Source organism: Brucella gallinifaecis (genome assembly GCF_006476605.1).
Classification (GTDB): Bacteria; Pseudomonadota; Alphaproteobacteria; order Rhizobiales; family Rhizobiaceae; genus Brucella; species Brucella gallinifaecis.
Window position 1 is genome coordinate 13,020 of the sequence record NZ_ML636805.1, and the last position, 17,018, is coordinate 30,037.

The window sequence follows — 17,018 nt, forward strand, 5'->3', positions numbered from 1 at the left end:
CCCAACCGCCTTTTAATCATCAAACCTCTGCCAACCACGCGGACCAAGATGCTCTTGTGGTTTGAAACGGGTCTTATATTGCATTTTTCGTGATCCTTCGACCCAATAGCCAAGATAGACATGGGGCAGGCCAGCGGCACGCGCACGTTGGATATGATCGAGAATCATAAAGGTTCCAATCGAACGGTCATGCATATGCGGCGAGAAGAACGAATAGACCATAGATAGCCCGTCACTCATCACATCTGTAAGGGCCACTGCAATCAGCTCGCCATCCCCCTTGGCGCTGATAAAACTGTCAGGACCACGCCGGCGATACTCGATAATCTGAGTGTTGACATGGGTGTCTTCAACCATCATCGCATAATCAAGCACTGTCATATCGGACATGCCGCCCGAATGGTGGCGTGCATCGAGATAATCGCGGAAAAGGGCATATTGCTCAGTGCTTGGCTGCGCATTGTGCTGACGACCGATCAGATCCTGATTATTATTCCAGACACGGCGCATACTTCTGTTCATTTCAAATTCGTCAGTCAGAATGCGTACAGAAATACAGGCGCGACAAAGTTCGCATGCCGGGCGATAGGCAATGTTCTGTGACCGGCGAAAACCGCCTTGGGTCAGCAGGTCATTAATCTCGTTGGCCTTGTCTCCAACGAGATGCGTGAAAACTTTCCGTTCCATCTGTCCGTCAAGATAGGGGCAGGGTGATGGAGCGGTTAGAAAAAACTGCGGTGACTGTTGCGGTTGATGGGTCATTTAATATCCACGAAACGGCAATAGCGAACCATCTCTTTATAATTTTATAGGCATGTCTTTATCTCAAACGGTTCCCACTTTTGAGAGATATAATTTAAATGATTGAGCTGACTGAACAAAACGTCAATAGACATTTTACACAGCCGACCCTGAATTTTTTTGATGATCGATTATCGATCCGAACGAATGACCGCAGTTCCAAGCAAAAGGTCGTGTACTGTACGTTTACGATCAATCACCAGTGTTGCGAGCAAAATGAGCGGTGTCAGCACGACATTCAGCCCCCAGAACAGAACCGTATGAACAATTGCCAGCATTGGGTCGACACGGCCACCTTCAAGGCGCACCATTTTGATATTCATCATCTGCATGCCCTTGGTTGCCTGCTGTGGCCCGCCCAGGGTGCGTGACACATAAAACAATGCAACAATCGGGAACATGATTGCGTAAAGCGCCCAGCCAAGCGAGAGTGTGATGATGCCAAGGATGAAAATTATGATTGCTGCTGGAATGCAAAGCAGAAAAACAATCAGATAGTCGATAAGAAAAGCCATAATCCGACGTGTGCGCACGCCTTCAAAAAATGCGCGACTTTCATAACGCGGGCCCATGACTTCGCCATGCAGTATATGATCGGACATTGTCCCTTCCAGTCGTTAATACGAAAAGCGTTCGGGAAAATAACCGTCCGCTGCTCCGCCCATTGCGGAACAATTATCAAGATGGTGCATTGAAAAGGCTATTTCAAGGAAATAGCTTTTATAGAGTTTCAGTTCTGGTTTTTCAGCTTTTGCGCGACATCAAGTGCAAAATAGGTGAGGATTCCATCACAGCCTGCACGTTTGAAAGCCAGCAGGCTTTCCATCATGACCTTTTCTTCATCGATCCAGCCATTTATCCCGGCTGCTTTGATCATCGAATATTCACCTGATACCTGATAGGCAAAGGTTGGCAGACAAAAAGTGCTTTTGAGACGATGAATGATGTCGAGATAAGGCATGCCGGGCTTGACCATCAACATGTCTGCACCTTCCGCCACATCCTGTTCCGCTTCGCGTACAGCTTCTTCAGGGTTGGCAGGATCGATATAATAGGTTTTCTTGTCGCCTTTCAGCAGGCCGGCCGTTCCGATTGCATCACGATAGGGACCATAGAAAGCAGACGCAAATTTAGTTGCATAAGACATGATCGGCACATGGTTGAAACCATGGGCATCAAGCGCCTGACGAATAGCGCCGATACGACCGTCCATCATGTCAGAAGGGGCAATAACGTCAGCGCCAGCTTCTGCTTGTGACAGCGCACCACGGACAATCATCGCGACTGATTCATCATTAATGATTTCGCCATTGCGCAAAATACCATCATGGCCATGCGTGGTGAACGGATCGAGTGCGGCGTCAGTAATAATGCCGATTTCCGGTATTTCTTTTTTAATGGCATGCACGGCACGATTAATCAGATTATCCGGGCTTGCAATGAAAGAGCCGTCCTCGGTTTTAACTTCTGGCTTTTCACGCGGGAAGGGCGCAATCGCTGGAATACCGAGCTTAGCGGCTTTTTCGGCCATGCGCACAGCCATATCAACCGAATAACGTTCAACGCCGGGCATTGCATCGATAGGTTCAGTTACACCCGTTCCGTAAGTCAGGAAAAATGGCAGAATCAGATCATCTACACTCAGATGCGTTTCCTGCACCAGTCTGCGTGACCAGTCAGTTCTGCGCATGCGCCTCAGACGACGGCCATGTGTTACATCATCGACGTGGCCAGAGATATTGGCTGAAGAAATGTTGGACAAACGATCAGTCATGTAAATGTTCCCGAAAGAAGAAAGCTTGGGAATCTACCGGTTCGGAAGCTTGGTGTATGATGTGCAGGGTTTATCATGGGAAAACTGTTTAAACCAAGCACAATAGCCTGTGCAGGATTGACGCGGGGCATTTCACTTTCTACCCATTTGTTAAACGGGAGCACGGATATGCAGATCGACTTCGGAGGTGGCAGCGAAATCAGCTTTGAACGCAAGGGAAAAGCAGGCATTGTCAGGCTCACACGCGTTTCATCGCTCAACGCCCTTACCCATAAGATGATTCTTGCCCTCGACCGCGCCTTGCAAGCCTGGGAAACGGATGAGAATGTTGCGCTTGTCATTCTTGAGGGCGAGGGCCGTGCCTTTTGTGCGGGCGGTGATGTTGTGGCGGCCTATAAGTCCGGGCAGGAGGGGCAGCCTGCCTTTGATTTCTTCCGTGACGAATATCGCCTGAATGCGCGTATCGGACGATTTCCAAAACCCTATATCTCTTTGCTCAATGGTATTGTGATGGGGGGTGGCGCAGGTATTTCTGTTCACGGTTCGCACAGGATTGTGACAGAAAACACCCTGTTTGCCATGCCTGAAACCGGCATTGGCTTTTTCCCCGATGTGGGTGGAAGTGCGTTCCTGCCGCATCTGCATGATAATTTCGGTTATTATCTTGCCTTGACGGGCAACCGCATCCGCTGGGGAGATTGTTTGCAAAGCGGCATTGCAACCCATGCCGTTGCAAGCAGTGATCTGGTTGATCTGCGCGATGATCTTATCGCCGGGACCGATCTTGATGCAGCTCTCGCACGTGTGCAATATCCAGATTTTGAAACCCCGATCGAAACCCGTAAAGTTATTGCGGAGAGTTTTGCTCACGCAACACTTGCCGAATGTATCGAGTGTCTTGAAAAATCAGCCGCTGATGGCAGCAAGCCTGCATCAGATATTCTGACTGTGATTGCCATGCGCTCACCAACAAGCGTGGCGGTGACATTCCGCCAGATTGCCGATGGTCGGACACTTGATCTTGATGCTTGCATGCGTATGGAATATCGCATCGCATCGCGCATGTTGGCAGGCCATGATTTTTATGAAGGGGTGCGGGCTGTTCTTATTGATAAGGACGCAGCACCCAAATGGCAGCCTGCTTCGATTGATGCGGTGAAGCCGGAAATGATCAATGCGTATTTTGCCAGTCTTGGCGAGAGGGAATTGAGCTTTTGATGCGTCAGGATGAGTTACACCAGCATATAAAGCCCAGCGGGACTGAATGGTCCTTTGTATGGTTCATGCGGCTGATCGCCTTGGTTGCACTGGCAAGTGGCGTTTATTACTGGATTAAGCTGATTGGAGTGCAGCCCGGTTTGTTGTGGCGCTTTGATTTGATGCCATGGCAATGGCAAACGGCCTGCGTTGCATTGGCGCTTCTGATGCCGGTCGCGGCCACAGGCCTATGGATGCAGGCGCCATGGGGACCGGTTTTATGGATCGTTGCATCATTGGGTGAAATTGCGATCTATTCCATCTTTGCGCGGCATTTTGAATATCGGCCTCTGCTTGTCGGTTTTAACACAATCTGCATTCTCATTTATGCTGTCTTTCGCATTATGCTCTTTCTGGAAAAACGACGCCTGACACGCATTGGCCTTGCTGCCTGAAATTATTACTTGGTAACTGAACGTTAATCCTGAAATTGCATTTCCCTTGGTAAGCTATTGTTAAGGCTGACTTTTAAGTCGAATTTTATGCATCTCGTCTAAAGTCCTTTCAAGATACGGTGAAAACACCGGCTGAACAGGCGGCCTGAAAGGGCCTTCTTAACAGGAATGAGAGCAGCCTCATGTAAGGCGGCTCCGACAGAGAGGCAAAAGACATGATCAATGCACAGCATAGAATGAATGCATCTGCTCCGCTTTTGAATCCCGAAGCAGCCATGCACACACTATATCTCGAAGCGCTGCAGCTTGTTGAACGTTTGCATCGTCGCTTGCTCGACGTCATCAAGGATGAGTTTGACCGTGCTGGTCGAAGCGACATCAATGCAACGCAGGCGCTTCTTCTGTTCAATATCGGCAATTCCGAACTGACGGCGGGCGAATTGCGTTCTCGCGGTTATTATCTTGGTTCGAATGTTTCCTATAATCTAAAAAAGCTCGTGGATATGGGTTTCATCAATCATGAGCGCTCCAGCACAGACCGTCGTTCTGTGCGTATCAGCTTGACTGATAAGGGTAATGAGATCGCTGATCAGGTGCAGTCTCTTTATCAGCGTCATATTGCTTCGATTGAGCAGGTCGGAGGCATTCAGGTTGAAGAATTTACAGCAATGAACCGTTCGCTGCAACGTCTGGATCGCTTCTGGAATGACAGTATTGCTTATCGACTGTAGCTGATTGTTGCGCTACGGTCACAATTGTTCCAGTTTATACGGCGAACTTAATAATTGTTTGCTATTTAAGCAGGTGCTGCCTTGAAAACATGGCAGCACGACATGAATAAGCCATAAAAACCGACATAAGCGGTTTAATACAGTGCATAATCATGAGCTATTTCTGAGTGCTTTACACTTGGATGCAACAGGTTAGCCTTTGGGACCAGAACTATGACCAAAATCGACAAGAATATGCTGGCTATGAATGTGGGCCGCCGCAGCTTTCTGCGCGGGGCTGCAACTGCTGGTCTGGCCGCTGCCGCATCTGCTCTTGCACCTGCGGCTTTTGCCCAGCAGCAGGCTTTGAATGATATTCTTGCTGCACCGCGTCGCGGCAACTGGGATGATCAGTTTGATGCGCGTGCGACCGGTGGCCAGAAAGTGGCAACCAATCAGCCTGTTCTCAGTTCGCAAACTGTTGGCAATCTTCAGTCCGCCATTGCCCAATATGCGGATATTGCAGGTCGCGGTGGATGGCCAATGGTTCCGGGCAATGCGAAGCTCCAGCTTGGTGTCAGCGATCCTTCCGTGCAGGCTTTGCGCCAGCGTTTGATCATTTCAGGCGATCTTCCGCGGGAAGCGGGTGTTTCCACTGCTTTTGATACCTATGTCGATGCTGCGTTGAAGCGTTTTCAGGCCCGCCATGGTTTGCCAGCCGATGGTGTTATGGGACAGTTCACCTATGCAGCCATGAATGTGGATGCCAATACACGCCTTGGCCAGTTGCAGACCAATCTGCAACGATTGTCAGGGATGACACCGGCAACACAGGCTGAACAGCGCTTTGTCATGGTCAATATCCCGGCTGCCCGTATCGAGGCTGTTGAAAACGGCAATGTCTCGCAACGCCATACGGCAGTTGTTGGCAAGATTGATCGCCAGACACCAATTCTGAACTCCAGGATTCACGAAGTCATTCTTAACCCTTACTGGACCGCTCCAAAGTCGATTATCCAGAAAGATATTATCCCGCTAATGCGCAAGGATCCGCAATATCTGACAAAGAACAAGATCCGCCTTTACAATGCACAGGGACAGGAAGTTCCGCCTGAAAGCGTTGACTGGAATACGGATGATGCCGTCAAGCTGATGTTCCGGCAGGATCCCGGCAAGATCAACGCCATGTCCTCGACGAAGATCAACTTCCATAATCCTTATGCCGTCTACATGCACGACACCCCGCAGAAGAGCTACTTCAACAAGCTTATGCGTTTTGATTCGTCAGGCTGTGTGCGTGTGCAGAATGTCCGTGATCTGGATGTCTGGCTTTTGAAAAACACGGCTGGCTGGGACCGGCAGAACATCGAAGGCACGATTGCATCTGGTGTGAATACACCTATTCAGGTGGCTGATCCTGTCCCATTGCATTTTGTCTATATCACCGCATGGTCAACCGGCGATGGCGTGGTTCAGTTCCGTGATGACATTTACAAGATGGATGGTGCAACCGCACTGGCGCTCGGCACCGACACCTGATCTGAATCGATTTGTCAAAAAGCCGTCCGTACCTGTTGCGGACGGCTTTTTTGTGCAAACATCACAGCCATGGCTACGACATGCCGCATTTTGGACCATGCTTTTCGCTTCGGGGCCATTGGCCTTGCCATTCGAAGTGTGATACTGCGCCTCATCTCATAGTGCTATGACCGGCCAACCCGGAGGATGTGAAACATGTCGCAAGCCAATACCGCTTTTTTCAATGCAACTCTTGAAGAAGTCGATGCCGATATTTTCGGAGCGATCCGTAACGAACTTGGTCGTCAGCGTCATGAAATTGAGCTGATCGCCTCGGAAAATATCGTTTCGCGTGCGGTACTTGAAGCACAAGGCTCCATCCTTACCAACAAATATGCCGAAGGCTATCCCGGCAAGCGCTATTATGGCGGTTGCCAATATGTTGACGTTGTTGAAGAACTGGCGATTGAACGTGCCAAGAAGTTGTTTGGTGCAGAATTTGTGAACGTTCAGCCCAATTCCGGCAGCCAGATGAATCAGGCTGTGTTTCTTGCACTATTGCAGCCGGGCGATACTTTCATGGGGCTTGACCTTAATTCTGGCGGTCACTTGACCCATGGTTCGCCCGTAAACATGTCGGGCAAGTGGTTTAATGTTGTCTCTTATGGTGTGCGTGAAGACGATCACCTGCTGGATATGGATGAAATTGCCCGTCTCGCACGCGAACATAAGCCAAAGCTGATTCTCGCTGGTGGCACTGCCTATTCCCGTTTCTGGGACTGGAAGCGCTTCCGCGAGATTGCTGATGAAGTTGGCGCATATCTGATGGTCGATATGGCGCATATTGCCGGTCTGGTTGCTGGTGGCGTACACCCGTCGCCCGTTCCACATGCCCATGTCTGCACCACGACAACTCACAAATCGCTTCGCGGTCCACGTGGTGGTATGATTCTGACCAATGATCCTGATCTGGCGAAAAAGTTCAATACGGCTGTCTTCCCGGGCTTGCAGGGCGGACCTCTGATGCATGTGATTGCTGGTAAGGCGGTTGCTTTGGCAGAAGCCCTGAAGCCCGAATTTAAAACCTATGCGCAGAATGTTGTCGATAATGCAAAAGCGCTATCGGACGAGCTGAAGTCGCAGGGCCTTGATATTGTTTCAGGCGGCACCGACAACCATTTGATGCTTGTGGACTTGCGTCCGAAGAATGCGACTGGCAAGCGTGCAGAAGCAGCTCTTGGTCGGGCCAATGTCACTTGCAACAAGAACGGCATTCCATTTGACCCTGAAAAGCCGTTTGTGACCTCCGGCATTCGTCTTGGCACACCGGCTGGCACGACCCGCGGTTTTGGCAAGGCTGAATTCAAGGAAATCGGCTCGCTGATCGCAGAAGTGCTGGATGGTTTGAAAGTCGCCAATTCCGATGAAGGCAATGCAAGTGTTGAAGCAGCGGTGAAGGCAAAGGTTCTTGCTCTGACCGATCGTTTCCCGATGTATGGCTATCAGGGCTAAAATCCTGCAAGTTGTGAAAAAGCCCCGTTCAACCTTGTTGAGCGGGGCTTTTCATATTTGTCTCAATTAGGCAGCATTCGCCTGATGGGTTATTATTTAAAGGAATCAGTTATCAGTTGAAAGAGTGCCATGCGTTGTCCCTATTGCCAGTATGAAGATACGCAGGTGAAGGACTCCCGTCCTACGGAAGACGGTGCAGTTATTCGCAGGCGTCGTGTCTGTTCGGTCTGTGGCGGGCGCTTTACTACTTTTGAGCGCGTGCAATTGCGTGACTTGATGGTCGTGAAAAAGAGCGGTCGTCGTGTGCCTTTTGATCGTGAAAAGCTGGCCCGATCCATTGATGTGGCTTTGCGCAAGCGTGAAATTGATGAAGAGCGTATAGAACGCGCCATTTCGGGCATTGTGCGCCAACTGGAAAGTTCCGGCGAAGCGGAAGTCACATCGGACGAAATCGGGCGTCTGGCGATGGATGCGCTCAAAGGCGTTGATGACATTGCCTATATCCGCTTCGCTTCAGTCTACCGTAATTTCAGCAAGGCTGTTGATTTTCATAGTGTCATCGATGAACTGACTGCCATTGAAGCTGACCGCGATCCGGACGCATAAAATGGGCCAGATAATATATCCGCATGATCTGCGCTTCATGGAAGCAGCCATTCGTTTTGCCCGACGTAACAAGGGGCTTACAGGCACAAACCCGTCCGTAGGCACGATCATTGTTAAGGATGGTGTCATTGTCGGGCGTGGCGTTACAGCAATCGGCGGACGACCTCATGCAGAGCCACAGGCATTGGCGGATGCGGGTGAGGCGGCGCGTGGCGCTACTGCTTATGTCACGCTTGAGCCCTGCGCCCATCATGGTCGTACTCCCCCCTGTGCCGAAGCGCTGGTACAGGCCGGTGTCGCCCGTGTGTGTGTGGCCGCGACTGATCCCGATGAAAGGGTAAGCGGAAAAGGTTTTGCCATTCTGCGGGAAGCGGGCATTGAAGTGGTGCCGGGCATATTGTCGGACAAGGCGTCTGATGATCTTGCAGGCTACTTGAATCGATCTTCCAGAAAACGCCCGGAAGTGATTCTTAAACTTGCACTTTCTGCCGATGGTTACATTGGTAAAAAGGGCGAGGGACAGGTGGCTATCACAGGCCCGGTTGCGCGTGCCCAGTCGCATATTCTGCGCTCACAGACCGATGTGATCCTGATCGGCGTTGAAACAGTTATTGCCGATGACCCAATTCTGAATTGCCGCCTTCCGGGCTTGGAACAAAGATCACCAATCCGTCTCGTATTGGATAGTGGATTGAAGCTCCCGCTCGATTCAAAGCTTATGCGCAGTGCAGACGCGCTGCCATTATGGCTTGCTTGCTGTGCGCATGTGGCTGCTGAACGGCGTTATGAAATGCAGGCGGCAGGGTGTCGCATCATCGCTGCTGAGAGCGACGAAGGTCGCATTGCCTTGCCCGAGCTGATGGATGATCTTGCTGCACAGGGCATTTCCTCAGTACTGGTTGAAGGTGGAGCCAGTGTCGCGAACAGTTTTCTAAAGGAAAATCTGGTCGATCGCATTGTGCTTTTCCGCTCGCCAGTCGAAATTGGTGCTGCGGATGGGGTTGCTGTGGCGGATCTCGAATCCCATATCACTGATAAATTTGTGATTGCGCGTAAAGCGCAATATGGCGACGATGCTTATGTGGAATATGTAAGGAAGACTTGATGTTTACAGGTATTGTCACCGACATTGGCAAGGTTGATCGTATCAAATCGCTGAATGAAGGTGTGTTGCTGCGCATTGAAACGGCTTATGATCCTGAAACGATTGAACTTGGTGCTTCGATCGCCTGTTCCGGTGTTTGTCTGACTGTGGTGGCATTGCCGGAAAAAGGTACCAATGCCCGCTGGTTTGAGGTTGAAGCCTGGGAAGAGGCGCTGCGTCTGACGACGATTTCAAGCTGGGAAAATGGCACCCGCATTAATCTGGAGCGCTCGCTCAAGCTTGGTAATGAAATGGGTGGACATCTTGTGTCCGGCCATATTGACGGGCAGGCAGAAATTGTCGAACGCAAGGAAGAGGGCGATGCTGTCCGCTTTACCCTGCGTGCACCTGAAGAGCTGGCGCCTTTTATCGCCCAAAAGGGTTCTGTTGCACTTGATGGCACATCGCTGACGGTTAATGGCGTGAATGGCAATGAATTTGATGTTCTGCTCATCCGTCATTCGCTGGAAGTGACCACATGGGGCGATCGGAAAACCGGTGACAAGATCAATATTGAGATAGATCAACTGGCCCGTTACGCAGCAAGGCTTGCGCAATATAAGAAATAAGCTTAGAGCCTAGAAACCCTAAGCCGTTTTTTTGAATTTGGCGTTGATCGCATGATTTGCGGTCCGCGATTTCTGTCATGGAGTTTGTCATGTCCAAGCACGAGGCGCATGCGCCGCATTTGCTTATTGTCGAAGCGCGTTTTTATGAGGATCTGTCCGATGCGCTTCTCGATGGCGCAAAGGCTGCTCTTGATGCGGCAGGCGCGACTTATGATGTTGTGACTGTACCCGGTGCGCTGGAAGTGCCGGCCACGATTTCCTTTGCTCTTGATGGCGTAGAAAATGGTGGCACTGACTATGATGGGTTTGTTGCACTTGGCACCGTTATTCGTGGTGAAACCTATCATTTTGATATTGTTGCCAATGAATCCTGCCGTGCCCTGACTGATCTTGCGGTTGAAGAAGGCCTTGCCATTGGCAATGGTATTCTGACCGTTGAAAATGACGAGCAGGCGTGGGTTCGTGCACGTCGCGAAGACAAGGACAAGGGTGGATTTGCAGCCCGTGCAGCCCTGACCATGATTGAACTTCGCAAGAAACTTGGAGCCTGAGACGATGACTTCCTCTTCTGAAGGCCGCTCAAATCCTAATCTCCCCCGTGCAGCCAATAAACGTGGTGTCGCACGTCTTGCCGCGGTGCAGGCACTTTACCAGATGGATGTTGCCGGTACCGGTGTCATGGAAGTGGTGGCGGAATACGAAGCGCATCGTCTTGGCAAGGAAGTTGATGGTACGCAATATCTTGATGCCGACGCACAATGGTTCCGCGGTATCGTTGCAGGGGTTGTCGATAATCAGCTCAAGCTTGATCCGATGATTCATCAGGCTCTGACCGAAGATTGGCCGCTGTCTCGTCTTGATTCAACCTTGCGAGCAATCCTGCGTGCAGGCGCATGGGAGTTGCAGACCCGCAAGGACGTGCCAACAGCAGTGATCGTTTCGGAATATGTTGATATTGCCAAGGCTTTCTACACGGAAGAGGAGCCAAAGCTCGTCAATGCGGTGCTTGACCGGCTTGCTTTTGAGCTTCGTGGCGAAAGCCGGGGTACAAGACCTCGCGGCAAGTAATAAAAAGCGTCTGAGATAATAAAAGGCTGTGAGAGATCGCAGCCTTTTTGCTTTTTAGGCTAACAAACAACGGCTTGACCTTTCAATGCTGCTTGCGCATGCTGAAAGGGCGGCATTGAGAATGCTGAACTGCAAAATATCTGCCGGATCATTTCCTCAAGGTTGATATTGAAAGAATTAAATACGCTGATGAAGCCCGGTGAATAGTCGGCTTCCGGCACTTCCATGTCGCGAATTCTTGCCCGGGGAGGGTTCGGGCTTTTCATGCGCCAATGGTGCAGGCAATCGTCACCCTTGTGAGCGATCCGGCCTTCTCTGGCGCCAGCACAATGGGAGTTGGCCTAAATGGGAATTGGAATTCTTCTTCTCGTCATTGCCTGCGGTGTGTTTTCTGTTCTTTTTGCGATATGGGCGACTCGCTCCGTGCTGGCTGCTGATCAGGGCACTGCGCGGATGCAGGAAATTGCCGGTGCCATTCGTGAAGGTGCGGCAGCCTATCTTGCGCGGCAATATACAACAATTGCACTCGTTGGCGTCGTTGTGTTTCTGGCAGTCTGGTATCTGCTGTCTATCACTGCCGCCATAGGTTTCCTTATCGGAGCTGTCCTCTCTGGTCTGACGGGCTTTATTGGTATGCATGTTTCCGTGCGTGCCAATGTACGAACCGCACAGGCCGCGTCTCTTAGTCTCGCCGATGGTCTGGAGATTGCTTTCAAATCGGGGGCCATTACCGGTATGCTTGTGGCAGGCCTCGCATTGCTTGGAGTGTCGGTTTATTATTTCATACTGACTTTCTGGCTTGGATATGCGCCGTCTGACCGCACTGTTATTGATGCACTTGTGGCTCTTGGCTTTGGCGCTTCGCTGATTTCAATCTTTGCCCGGCTCGGTGGAGGTATTTTCACAAAGGGCGCCGATGTTGGGGGCGATCTTGTCGGCAAGGTCGAAGCCGGCATACCGGAAGATGATCCGCGCAACCCTGCAACTATTGCTGATAATGTTGGCGATAATGTCGGTGACTGTGCAGGCATGGCAGCCGATTTGTTTGAAACCTATGCTGTGACGGTTGTTGCTACAATGGTGCTGGCTGCGATCTTCTTTACAGGCTCAGACGTGCTTTCAAGCGTTATGCTTTATCCACTGGTCATCTGTGGAGCTTGCGTCATTACATCGATTGCCGGAACGTTTTTTGTCAAACTGGGCGTCAACGGTTCGATCATGGGCGCCCTTTATAAAGGGCTGATCGCAACGGGGCTTTTGTCTGTCGCCGGGCTTGCCATTGCCAATACCCTGACCGTTGGCTGGGGTGAGGTGGGGATTGTCGCCGGACAATCAGTGACAGGCACCAATCTGTTCATTTGCGGCATCATCGGCTTGATTGTCACCGGCCTGATAGTTGTGATTACTGAATATTATACCGGTACCAACAAGCGCCCGGTCAATTCTATTGCCCAGGCATCTGTGACAGGGCACGGTACCAACGTCATTCAGGGACTGGCCGTTTCGCTCGAATCAACTGCCTTGCCTGCCATTGTGATTATTGGTGGTATTATTGGCACCTATCAGCTTGCAGGACTGTTTGGCACAGCAATTGCGGTAACTGCCATGCTGGGAATCGCCGGTATGATTGTGGCGCTTGATGCTTTTGGTCCGGTGACGGATAATGCGGGTGGCATTGCTGAAATGGCCGGGCTTGACCCGGAGGTGCGTAAATCGACCGATGCACTTGATGCCGTCGGCAATACGACCAAGGCCGTCACCAAGGGCTATGCCATTGGCTCAGCCGGTCTGGGTGCGCTGGTATTGTTTGCTGCCTATTCCAATGATCTGGCTTATTTTGCAGCAAATGGACAAACCTATCCGTATTTTTCCGATATGGGACCGGTATCGTTTGAGCTTTCCAATCCTTATGTCGTTGCCGGTCTGATTTTCGGCGGTCTGATTCCCTATCTTTTCGGCGGCATGGCGATGACAGCCGTTGGCCGGGCAGGTAGCGCTGTGGTGCAGGAAGTGCGCCGTCAGTTCCGGGAAAAACCGGGTATCATGACGGGTAAGGATCGCCCGGATTATGCGCGTGCTGTTGATCTTCTTACCAGGGCGGCGATTCGGGAAATGATTATTCCGTCATTGCTGCCGGTACTGGCTCCACTGGTTGTCTATTTCGGAGTGTTGTTGATTTCAGGCTCAAAAGCTGCTGCTTTTGCGGCTCTTGGCGCATCGCTTCTGGGTGTCATCATCAATGGATTATTCGTGGCGATCTCGATGACTTCGGGTGGCGGAGCCTGGGACAATGCCAAGAAAAGCTTTGAAGATGGTTTCACCGATGCTGATGGCGTGAAACATCTTAAAGGCTCTGAAGCGCATAAAGCGTCTGTAACGGGTGATACGGTGGGAGATCCTTACAAGGATACCGCTGGTCCGGCCGTTAACCCGGCAATCAAGACTACCAACATTGTGGCACTTTTGCTGCTCGCAGTGCTGGCGCATTCCGCGTGATATGAAACAATAAAAAACCCGCCATAAGGCGGGTTTTTGTAATCGATTTTGCAAATTTAGTTGTTTCCGCCTGCACTCATACCGGTTGGAAGCGATGTCGGAGCTTTGGAAACACCCTGAATGATCTGGCCGATAAAGGTCTGATCCTTGCCGCCGGTTGGGGTTGTGCGGGACACGAAATCAAAGACCTTGCCGTCTTGCAGGCCATAATTTGCAATGTGCTCGACCTTGCTATCCTTGTCGAAGTAAATAGCGAGAATATGACGGTCGATAATTTTCGGCTTCATGAACTGAGCCGCACGGTAACGCTTCTGCGAAATGTAATAAAACACTTCATTATCGAAGGTTGCGGTGGTGGAAGGCGTACCAAGAGCCAGCAGCACTTGTTCACGACTGGAGCCGACAGGCACCGAATCGAGCGCTTCCTGATCAAGCACATAACCCTCTGTAATCGTTTCCGACGGATTTAGCGTGGATGCAGTGTTACATCCGGCAAGAGCCGCCGAAAAGAGAATTGCTGTGCCTGCGAGAAGGGCACGCTGTTTGCGTGCGCTTGGGAAAATTCGCTGCAACAAAGACCTCTCCATACATTCTAATATCAGCGCGGCACTTTCGCCGTCAGGAGAACTTCGGTAAACCACCTTGCTTCTGGATGCAACAAGTACGGTCGTACAGGAATGATTCTTCGACTTTTTCGCCGCAAAACGAAAGAAAATGAGACAATTGTGCTCCGTCTTTACGAGACGATCGTGGCAGCGGCGCGGCAAAAACGCTTTTTTGCGCAATTTCAGGTGCCTGATACCCCATTGGGCCGATATGAAATGCTGTCGCTTCATATTTTTCTGGTTCTTCATCGTATGAAAGGGGAAAATTCGTCATTAATGCCCCTTGCGCAAGACATTGCAGACGAATTCTTCAAGGATGTGGACCATTCTCTGCGTGAATTGGGAATCGGTGATCAGGGTGTACCAAAGCGTATGAAGAAGCTTGCACGCATGTTTTATGGCCGTGTCAGCTCCTATGGCGCCGCGCTGGACAATAATGACAAAAGTGCACTTGCAGCGGCTCTGACCCGAAATATTCAGCCCGATCTGGAATTCTGGCCTTATTCCCATCATTTGAGTGAATATGTTTTTGCCTGCCGCGATCAGCTTGCAACAACAGATGACGGCGTTTTGGCAGAAGGCAATATTTCCTATATGAATGTCGAAGACATGGCATTCATGCCAATTGATACCGAGAAAAAGGCACATGACGATGACTGATAAACCGGCGCTGACCTATCCTGTTCCGGTTCTTCATCTCCCCCACAAGGGGTTGACGGTGAAGATTGGGACCAATGAAAAGGAAAGAGCTGCATTGGCAGCCGAGCACGACCTTATGTCGGTCAAATCCTTTGATGCCGAATTTTTGCTCACCCCTTGGAAAAAACGTGGCATTCGCATTCGTGGAACGATCAAGGCAGATGTGGTGCAGTCATGTGTAGCCACGCTTGAGCCGCTGGATGCAACAGTTGATGAGCAGGTCGATACGATTTTTGTGCCGGAGGATTCTCGTCTTGCTAAAATCCAGCTTGATGAGAGTGGTGAATTGCTGCTTGATGCGGAAGGCGCAGACATTCCAGAGACATTTGTTGGCGATAAAATTGATTTAGGTGCTGTGGCAGAAGAGTTTTTTGAGCTGGCACTTGATCCCTATCCACGCAAACCGGGGCTGCCGGATAGCACTGAGCCGGTTGTTTTTGGCGATGTTGACGATGAAGAAAAGCCTGATTCGCCTTTTGCAAAGCTCTCGGAATGGTCGAATAAGCCCTGATTTAACCGATGCTTGATAGAAACTGGTTGTGCGCGACTGGAAAAACACTATTTTCGCGGAAAAGCCCTCTGTTTTTGAAACAACAGGTTGGGGGCAAGGGATCGCACAGGATTAATCAAGAGTGATAAAAATTTCGATTGACGCCATGGGCGGTGATTTTGGCCCTGAAGTGGTCATCCCAGGTGCGGCGAAGGCGCTTGAGCGTCATCCTGATATCCGGTTTATCTTTTTTGGTCTGGCCGGGCAGGTCGAGCCGGTGCTTGCACTTTATCCAAAGCTTCAGGCTGCATCCGAGTTTCGGGCCAGTCAGGTTGCTATCAAGATGGATGACAAGCCAAGTCAGGCATTGCGCGCCGGTCGTGGCAAGTCATCCATGTGGCAGGCCATTGAAGCTGTGAAAACAGGCGATGCTGATGTTTGTGTCTCGGCAGGCAATACCGGCGCACTGATGGCGATGTCCAAATTCTGTCTGCGCATGTTATCGGATGTCGAGCGCCCGGCAATTGCCGGTATCTGGCCGACTTTGCGTGGTGAAAGCATTGTGCTGGATGTTGGCGCAACCATTGGTGCCGATGCGCGTCAGCTTGTTGACTATGCCGTGATGGGGGCGGGTATGGCGCGTGCATTGTTCGAGATTCGCAAGCCCACTGTCGGGCTTCTCAATGTAGGCACTGAAGAAATCAAAGGTCTTGATGAAATCAAGGAAGCGGGTCAGATTCTGCGCGATATGCCGCTCGATGGTTTGCAATATACCGGATTCGTCGAAGGCACCGACATCGGCAAAGGAACGGTTGATGTGGTCGTTACCGAAGGTTTTACCGGTAATATTGCATTGAAGGCTGCGGAAGGCACCGCGCGACAGATGGCAACCCTGCTGCGTCAGGCTATGAGTCGCACATTGCTTTCAAAAATCGGCTATTTCTTTGCCAAGGGCGCGTTTGATCGCATTCGCGAGAAGATGGATCCCAATAAGGTCAATGGTGGCGTTCTTCTTGGATTGAGTGGCATTGTCATTAAAAGCCATGGCGGTGCGACTGCCGATGGCTTTTGCTCGGCGGTTGAGGTTGGTTATGACATGGTTCGCAACAAGCTTCTTGAAAAGATAGAAGCGGATTTGGCGCATTTCCACCATAGTCATCTGCAGACTGCGGGCAATGACGCCAGCGAAGCAGCCAAATGATTATTGGCCTGTAACAAGGCGAGAATTTTGACTGGCAGACGTGGGTTTGCTGTCATCAGGCTAGAGCATGTCTGGGAAAAGTGGGAACCGGTTTTCCGATCATGACATGTGTAAAATAAAGAGATAGAGCGAAAACTGTGAGTACAGTTAAATGCAAAGCGCTCTGGGACAGG

Annotated in this window: 19 protein-coding genes; 14 read left to right on the forward strand and 5 right to left on the reverse strand. The window is 50.8% G+C overall.

What is annotated here, in order from left to right:
* Positions 1 to 12: 12 nt before the first annotated feature.
* From FHY56_RS10075 to hemB, 3 genes are all read right to left on the reverse strand, one after another.
* Positions 13 to 762 (reverse strand): arginyltransferase, encoded by a 750-nt coding sequence (locus tag FHY56_RS10075; RefSeq protein ID WP_140905045.1) that lies wholly within the window; start codon positions 760 to 762, stop codon positions 13 to 15.
* A 170-nt stretch (positions 763 to 932) separates the two neighbouring features.
* Complete coding sequence (locus FHY56_RS10080) at positions 933 to 1,403, reverse strand: RDD family protein (RefSeq protein WP_140905046.1); 471 nt, start codon at positions 1,401 to 1,403, stop codon at positions 933 to 935.
* Between the two features lie 128 nt (positions 1,404 to 1,531).
* Entirely contained in the window at positions 1,532 to 2,575 is a 1,044-nt protein-coding gene (gene hemB / locus FHY56_RS10085) for a porphobilinogen synthase (RefSeq protein ID WP_140905047.1), read from the reverse strand.
* Positions 2,576 to 2,743: 168 nt separating this feature from the next.
* Here hemB and FHY56_RS10090 point away from each other — a divergent pair, with 168 nt between their 5' ends.
* The 10 genes from FHY56_RS10090 (at position 2,744) to nusB (ending at position 11,354) form a co-directional block, all read left to right on the forward strand.
* Positions 2,744 to 3,793 (forward strand): enoyl-CoA hydratase/isomerase family protein, encoded by a 1,050-nt coding sequence (locus FHY56_RS10090; protein ID WP_140905048.1) that lies wholly within the window; start codon positions 2,744 to 2,746, stop codon positions 3,791 to 3,793.
* Entirely contained in the window at positions 3,793 to 4,227 is a 435-nt protein-coding gene (locus FHY56_RS10095) for a DUF6163 family protein (RefSeq protein WP_140905049.1), read from the forward strand. Before FHY56_RS10090 ends, FHY56_RS10095 begins: the two co-directional genes overlap by 1 nt.
* A gap of 215 nt (positions 4,228 to 4,442) precedes the next feature.
* Positions 4,443 to 4,958, forward strand: coding sequence for a transcriptional regulator LdtR (ldtR, locus tag FHY56_RS10100; RefSeq protein WP_140905050.1), 516 nt, complete (start codon positions 4,443 to 4,445; stop codon positions 4,956 to 4,958).
* A 213-nt stretch (positions 4,959 to 5,171) separates the two neighbouring features.
* The gene (locus FHY56_RS10105; RefSeq protein ID WP_140905051.1) at positions 5,172 to 6,476 is read left to right on the forward strand and encodes a L,D-transpeptidase family protein; all 1,305 of its coding nucleotides are present in this window, start codon (positions 5,172 to 5,174) and stop codon (positions 6,474 to 6,476) included.
* 195 nt (positions 6,477 to 6,671) lie between these two features.
* On the forward strand, positions 6,672 to 7,967 hold the full coding sequence (gene glyA / locus FHY56_RS10110; protein ID WP_140905052.1) for a serine hydroxymethyltransferase: 1,296 nt from the start codon (positions 6,672 to 6,674) through the stop codon (positions 7,965 to 7,967).
* Positions 7,968 to 8,096: 129 nt separating this feature from the next.
* Entirely contained in the window at positions 8,097 to 8,573 is a 477-nt protein-coding gene (gene nrdR / locus FHY56_RS10115) for a transcriptional regulator NrdR (protein WP_140905053.1), read from the forward strand.
* Between the two features lies 1 nt (position 8,574).
* Complete coding sequence (gene ribD, locus FHY56_RS10120) at positions 8,575 to 9,678, forward strand: bifunctional diaminohydroxyphosphoribosylaminopyrimidine deaminase/5-amino-6-(5-phosphoribosylamino)uracil reductase RibD (protein ID WP_140905054.1); 1,104 nt, start codon at positions 8,575 to 8,577, stop codon at positions 9,676 to 9,678.
* Complete coding sequence (locus FHY56_RS10125; protein ID WP_140905055.1) at positions 9,678 to 10,286, forward strand: riboflavin synthase; 609 nt, start codon at positions 9,678 to 9,680, stop codon at positions 10,284 to 10,286. Before ribD ends, FHY56_RS10125 begins: the two co-directional genes overlap by 1 nt.
* Before the next feature lie 89 nt (positions 10,287 to 10,375).
* The gene (locus FHY56_RS10130; protein WP_140905056.1) at positions 10,376 to 10,837 is read left to right on the forward strand and encodes a 6,7-dimethyl-8-ribityllumazine synthase; all 462 of its coding nucleotides are present in this window, start codon (positions 10,376 to 10,378) and stop codon (positions 10,835 to 10,837) included.
* Positions 10,838 to 10,841: 4 nt separating this feature from the next.
* The gene (gene nusB, locus FHY56_RS10135) at positions 10,842 to 11,354 is read left to right on the forward strand and encodes a transcription antitermination factor NusB (RefSeq protein WP_140905057.1); all 513 of its coding nucleotides are present in this window, start codon (positions 10,842 to 10,844) and stop codon (positions 11,352 to 11,354) included.
* Positions 11,355 to 11,413: 59 nt separating this feature from the next.
* Here the strand turns inward: nusB and FHY56_RS17795 are convergent, their stop codons facing one another.
* Positions 11,414 to 11,581, reverse strand: a complete 168-nt coding sequence (locus FHY56_RS17795; RefSeq protein ID WP_158447750.1) for a hypothetical protein — start codon at positions 11,579 to 11,581, stop codon at positions 11,414 to 11,416.
* 118 nt (positions 11,582 to 11,699) lie between these two features.
* Here FHY56_RS17795 and FHY56_RS10140 point away from each other — a divergent pair, with 118 nt between their 5' ends.
* Positions 11,700 to 13,850, forward strand: a complete 2,151-nt coding sequence (locus FHY56_RS10140; RefSeq protein ID WP_140905058.1) for a sodium-translocating pyrophosphatase — start codon at positions 11,700 to 11,702, stop codon at positions 13,848 to 13,850.
* 56 nt (positions 13,851 to 13,906) lie between these two features.
* Here FHY56_RS10140 and FHY56_RS10145 read toward each other — a convergent pair whose 3' ends face one another.
* A complete protein-coding gene (locus FHY56_RS10145; RefSeq protein WP_140905059.1) occupies positions 13,907 to 14,425 on the reverse strand; it encodes an outer membrane protein assembly factor BamE in 519 nt (172 codons plus the stop codon).
* A gap of 102 nt (positions 14,426 to 14,527) precedes the next feature.
* Here FHY56_RS10145 and FHY56_RS10150 point away from each other — a divergent pair, with 102 nt between their 5' ends.
* The 3 genes from FHY56_RS10150 (at position 14,528) to plsX (ending at position 16,845) form a co-directional block, all read left to right on the forward strand.
* Positions 14,528 to 15,115: a ubiquinol-cytochrome C chaperone family protein gene (locus tag FHY56_RS10150; protein ID WP_140905060.1), complete on the forward strand. Its 588-nt coding sequence runs from the start codon at positions 14,528 to 14,530 to the stop codon at positions 15,113 to 15,115.
* Entirely contained in the window at positions 15,108 to 15,665 is a 558-nt protein-coding gene (locus FHY56_RS10155) for a YceD family protein (RefSeq protein WP_140905061.1), read from the forward strand. The genes FHY56_RS10150 and FHY56_RS10155 overlap by 8 nt, the downstream gene beginning before the upstream one ends.
* A 121-nt stretch (positions 15,666 to 15,786) precedes the next feature.
* Positions 15,787 to 16,845: a phosphate acyltransferase PlsX gene (plsX, locus tag FHY56_RS10160; protein WP_140905062.1), complete on the forward strand. Its 1,059-nt coding sequence runs from the start codon at positions 15,787 to 15,789 to the stop codon at positions 16,843 to 16,845.
* The last annotated feature ends 173 nt before the right edge of the window (positions 16,846 to 17,018 follow it).

Bases quoted from the DNA above. Each gene is read 5' to 3' on its own strand.
- FHY56_RS10075 (WP_140905045.1), bottom strand. From the start codon at position 762: ATGACCCATCAACCGCAACAGTCACCGCAGTTTTTTCTAACCGCTCCA.
- FHY56_RS10080 (WP_140905046.1), bottom strand. From the start codon at position 1,403: ATGTCCGATCATATACTGCATGGCGAAGTCATGGGCCCGCGTTATGAA.
- hemB (WP_140905047.1), bottom strand. From the start codon at position 2,575: ATGACTGATCGTTTGTCCAACATTTCTTCAGCCAATATCTCTGGCCAC.
- FHY56_RS10090 (WP_140905048.1), top strand. From the start codon at position 2,744: ATGCAGATCGACTTCGGAGGTGGCAGCGAAATCAGCTTTGAACGCAAG.
- FHY56_RS10095 (WP_140905049.1), top strand. From the start codon at position 3,793: ATGCGTCAGGATGAGTTACACCAGCATATAAAGCCCAGCGGGACTGAA.
- ldtR (WP_140905050.1), top strand. From the start codon at position 4,443: ATGATCAATGCACAGCATAGAATGAATGCATCTGCTCCGCTTTTGAAT.
- FHY56_RS10105 (WP_140905051.1), top strand. From the start codon at position 5,172: ATGACCAAAATCGACAAGAATATGCTGGCTATGAATGTGGGCCGCCGC.
- glyA (WP_140905052.1), top strand. From the start codon at position 6,672: ATGTCGCAAGCCAATACCGCTTTTTTCAATGCAACTCTTGAAGAAGTC.
- nrdR (WP_140905053.1), top strand. From the start codon at position 8,097: ATGCGTTGTCCCTATTGCCAGTATGAAGATACGCAGGTGAAGGACTCC.
- ribD (WP_140905054.1), top strand. From the start codon at position 8,575: ATGGGCCAGATAATATATCCGCATGATCTGCGCTTCATGGAAGCAGCC.
- FHY56_RS10125 (WP_140905055.1), top strand. From the start codon at position 9,678: ATGTTTACAGGTATTGTCACCGACATTGGCAAGGTTGATCGTATCAAA.
- FHY56_RS10130 (WP_140905056.1), top strand. From the start codon at position 10,376: ATGTCCAAGCACGAGGCGCATGCGCCGCATTTGCTTATTGTCGAAGCG.
- nusB (WP_140905057.1), top strand. From the start codon at position 10,842: ATGACTTCCTCTTCTGAAGGCCGCTCAAATCCTAATCTCCCCCGTGCA.
- FHY56_RS17795 (WP_158447750.1), bottom strand. From the start codon at position 11,581: ATGGAAGTGCCGGAAGCCGACTATTCACCGGGCTTCATCAGCGTATTT.
- FHY56_RS10140 (WP_140905058.1), top strand. From the start codon at position 11,700: ATGGGAATTGGAATTCTTCTTCTCGTCATTGCCTGCGGTGTGTTTTCT.
- FHY56_RS10150 (WP_140905060.1), top strand. From the start codon at position 14,528: ATGATTCTTCGACTTTTTCGCCGCAAAACGAAAGAAAATGAGACAATT.
- FHY56_RS10155 (WP_140905061.1), top strand. From the start codon at position 15,108: ATGACTGATAAACCGGCGCTGACCTATCCTGTTCCGGTTCTTCATCTC.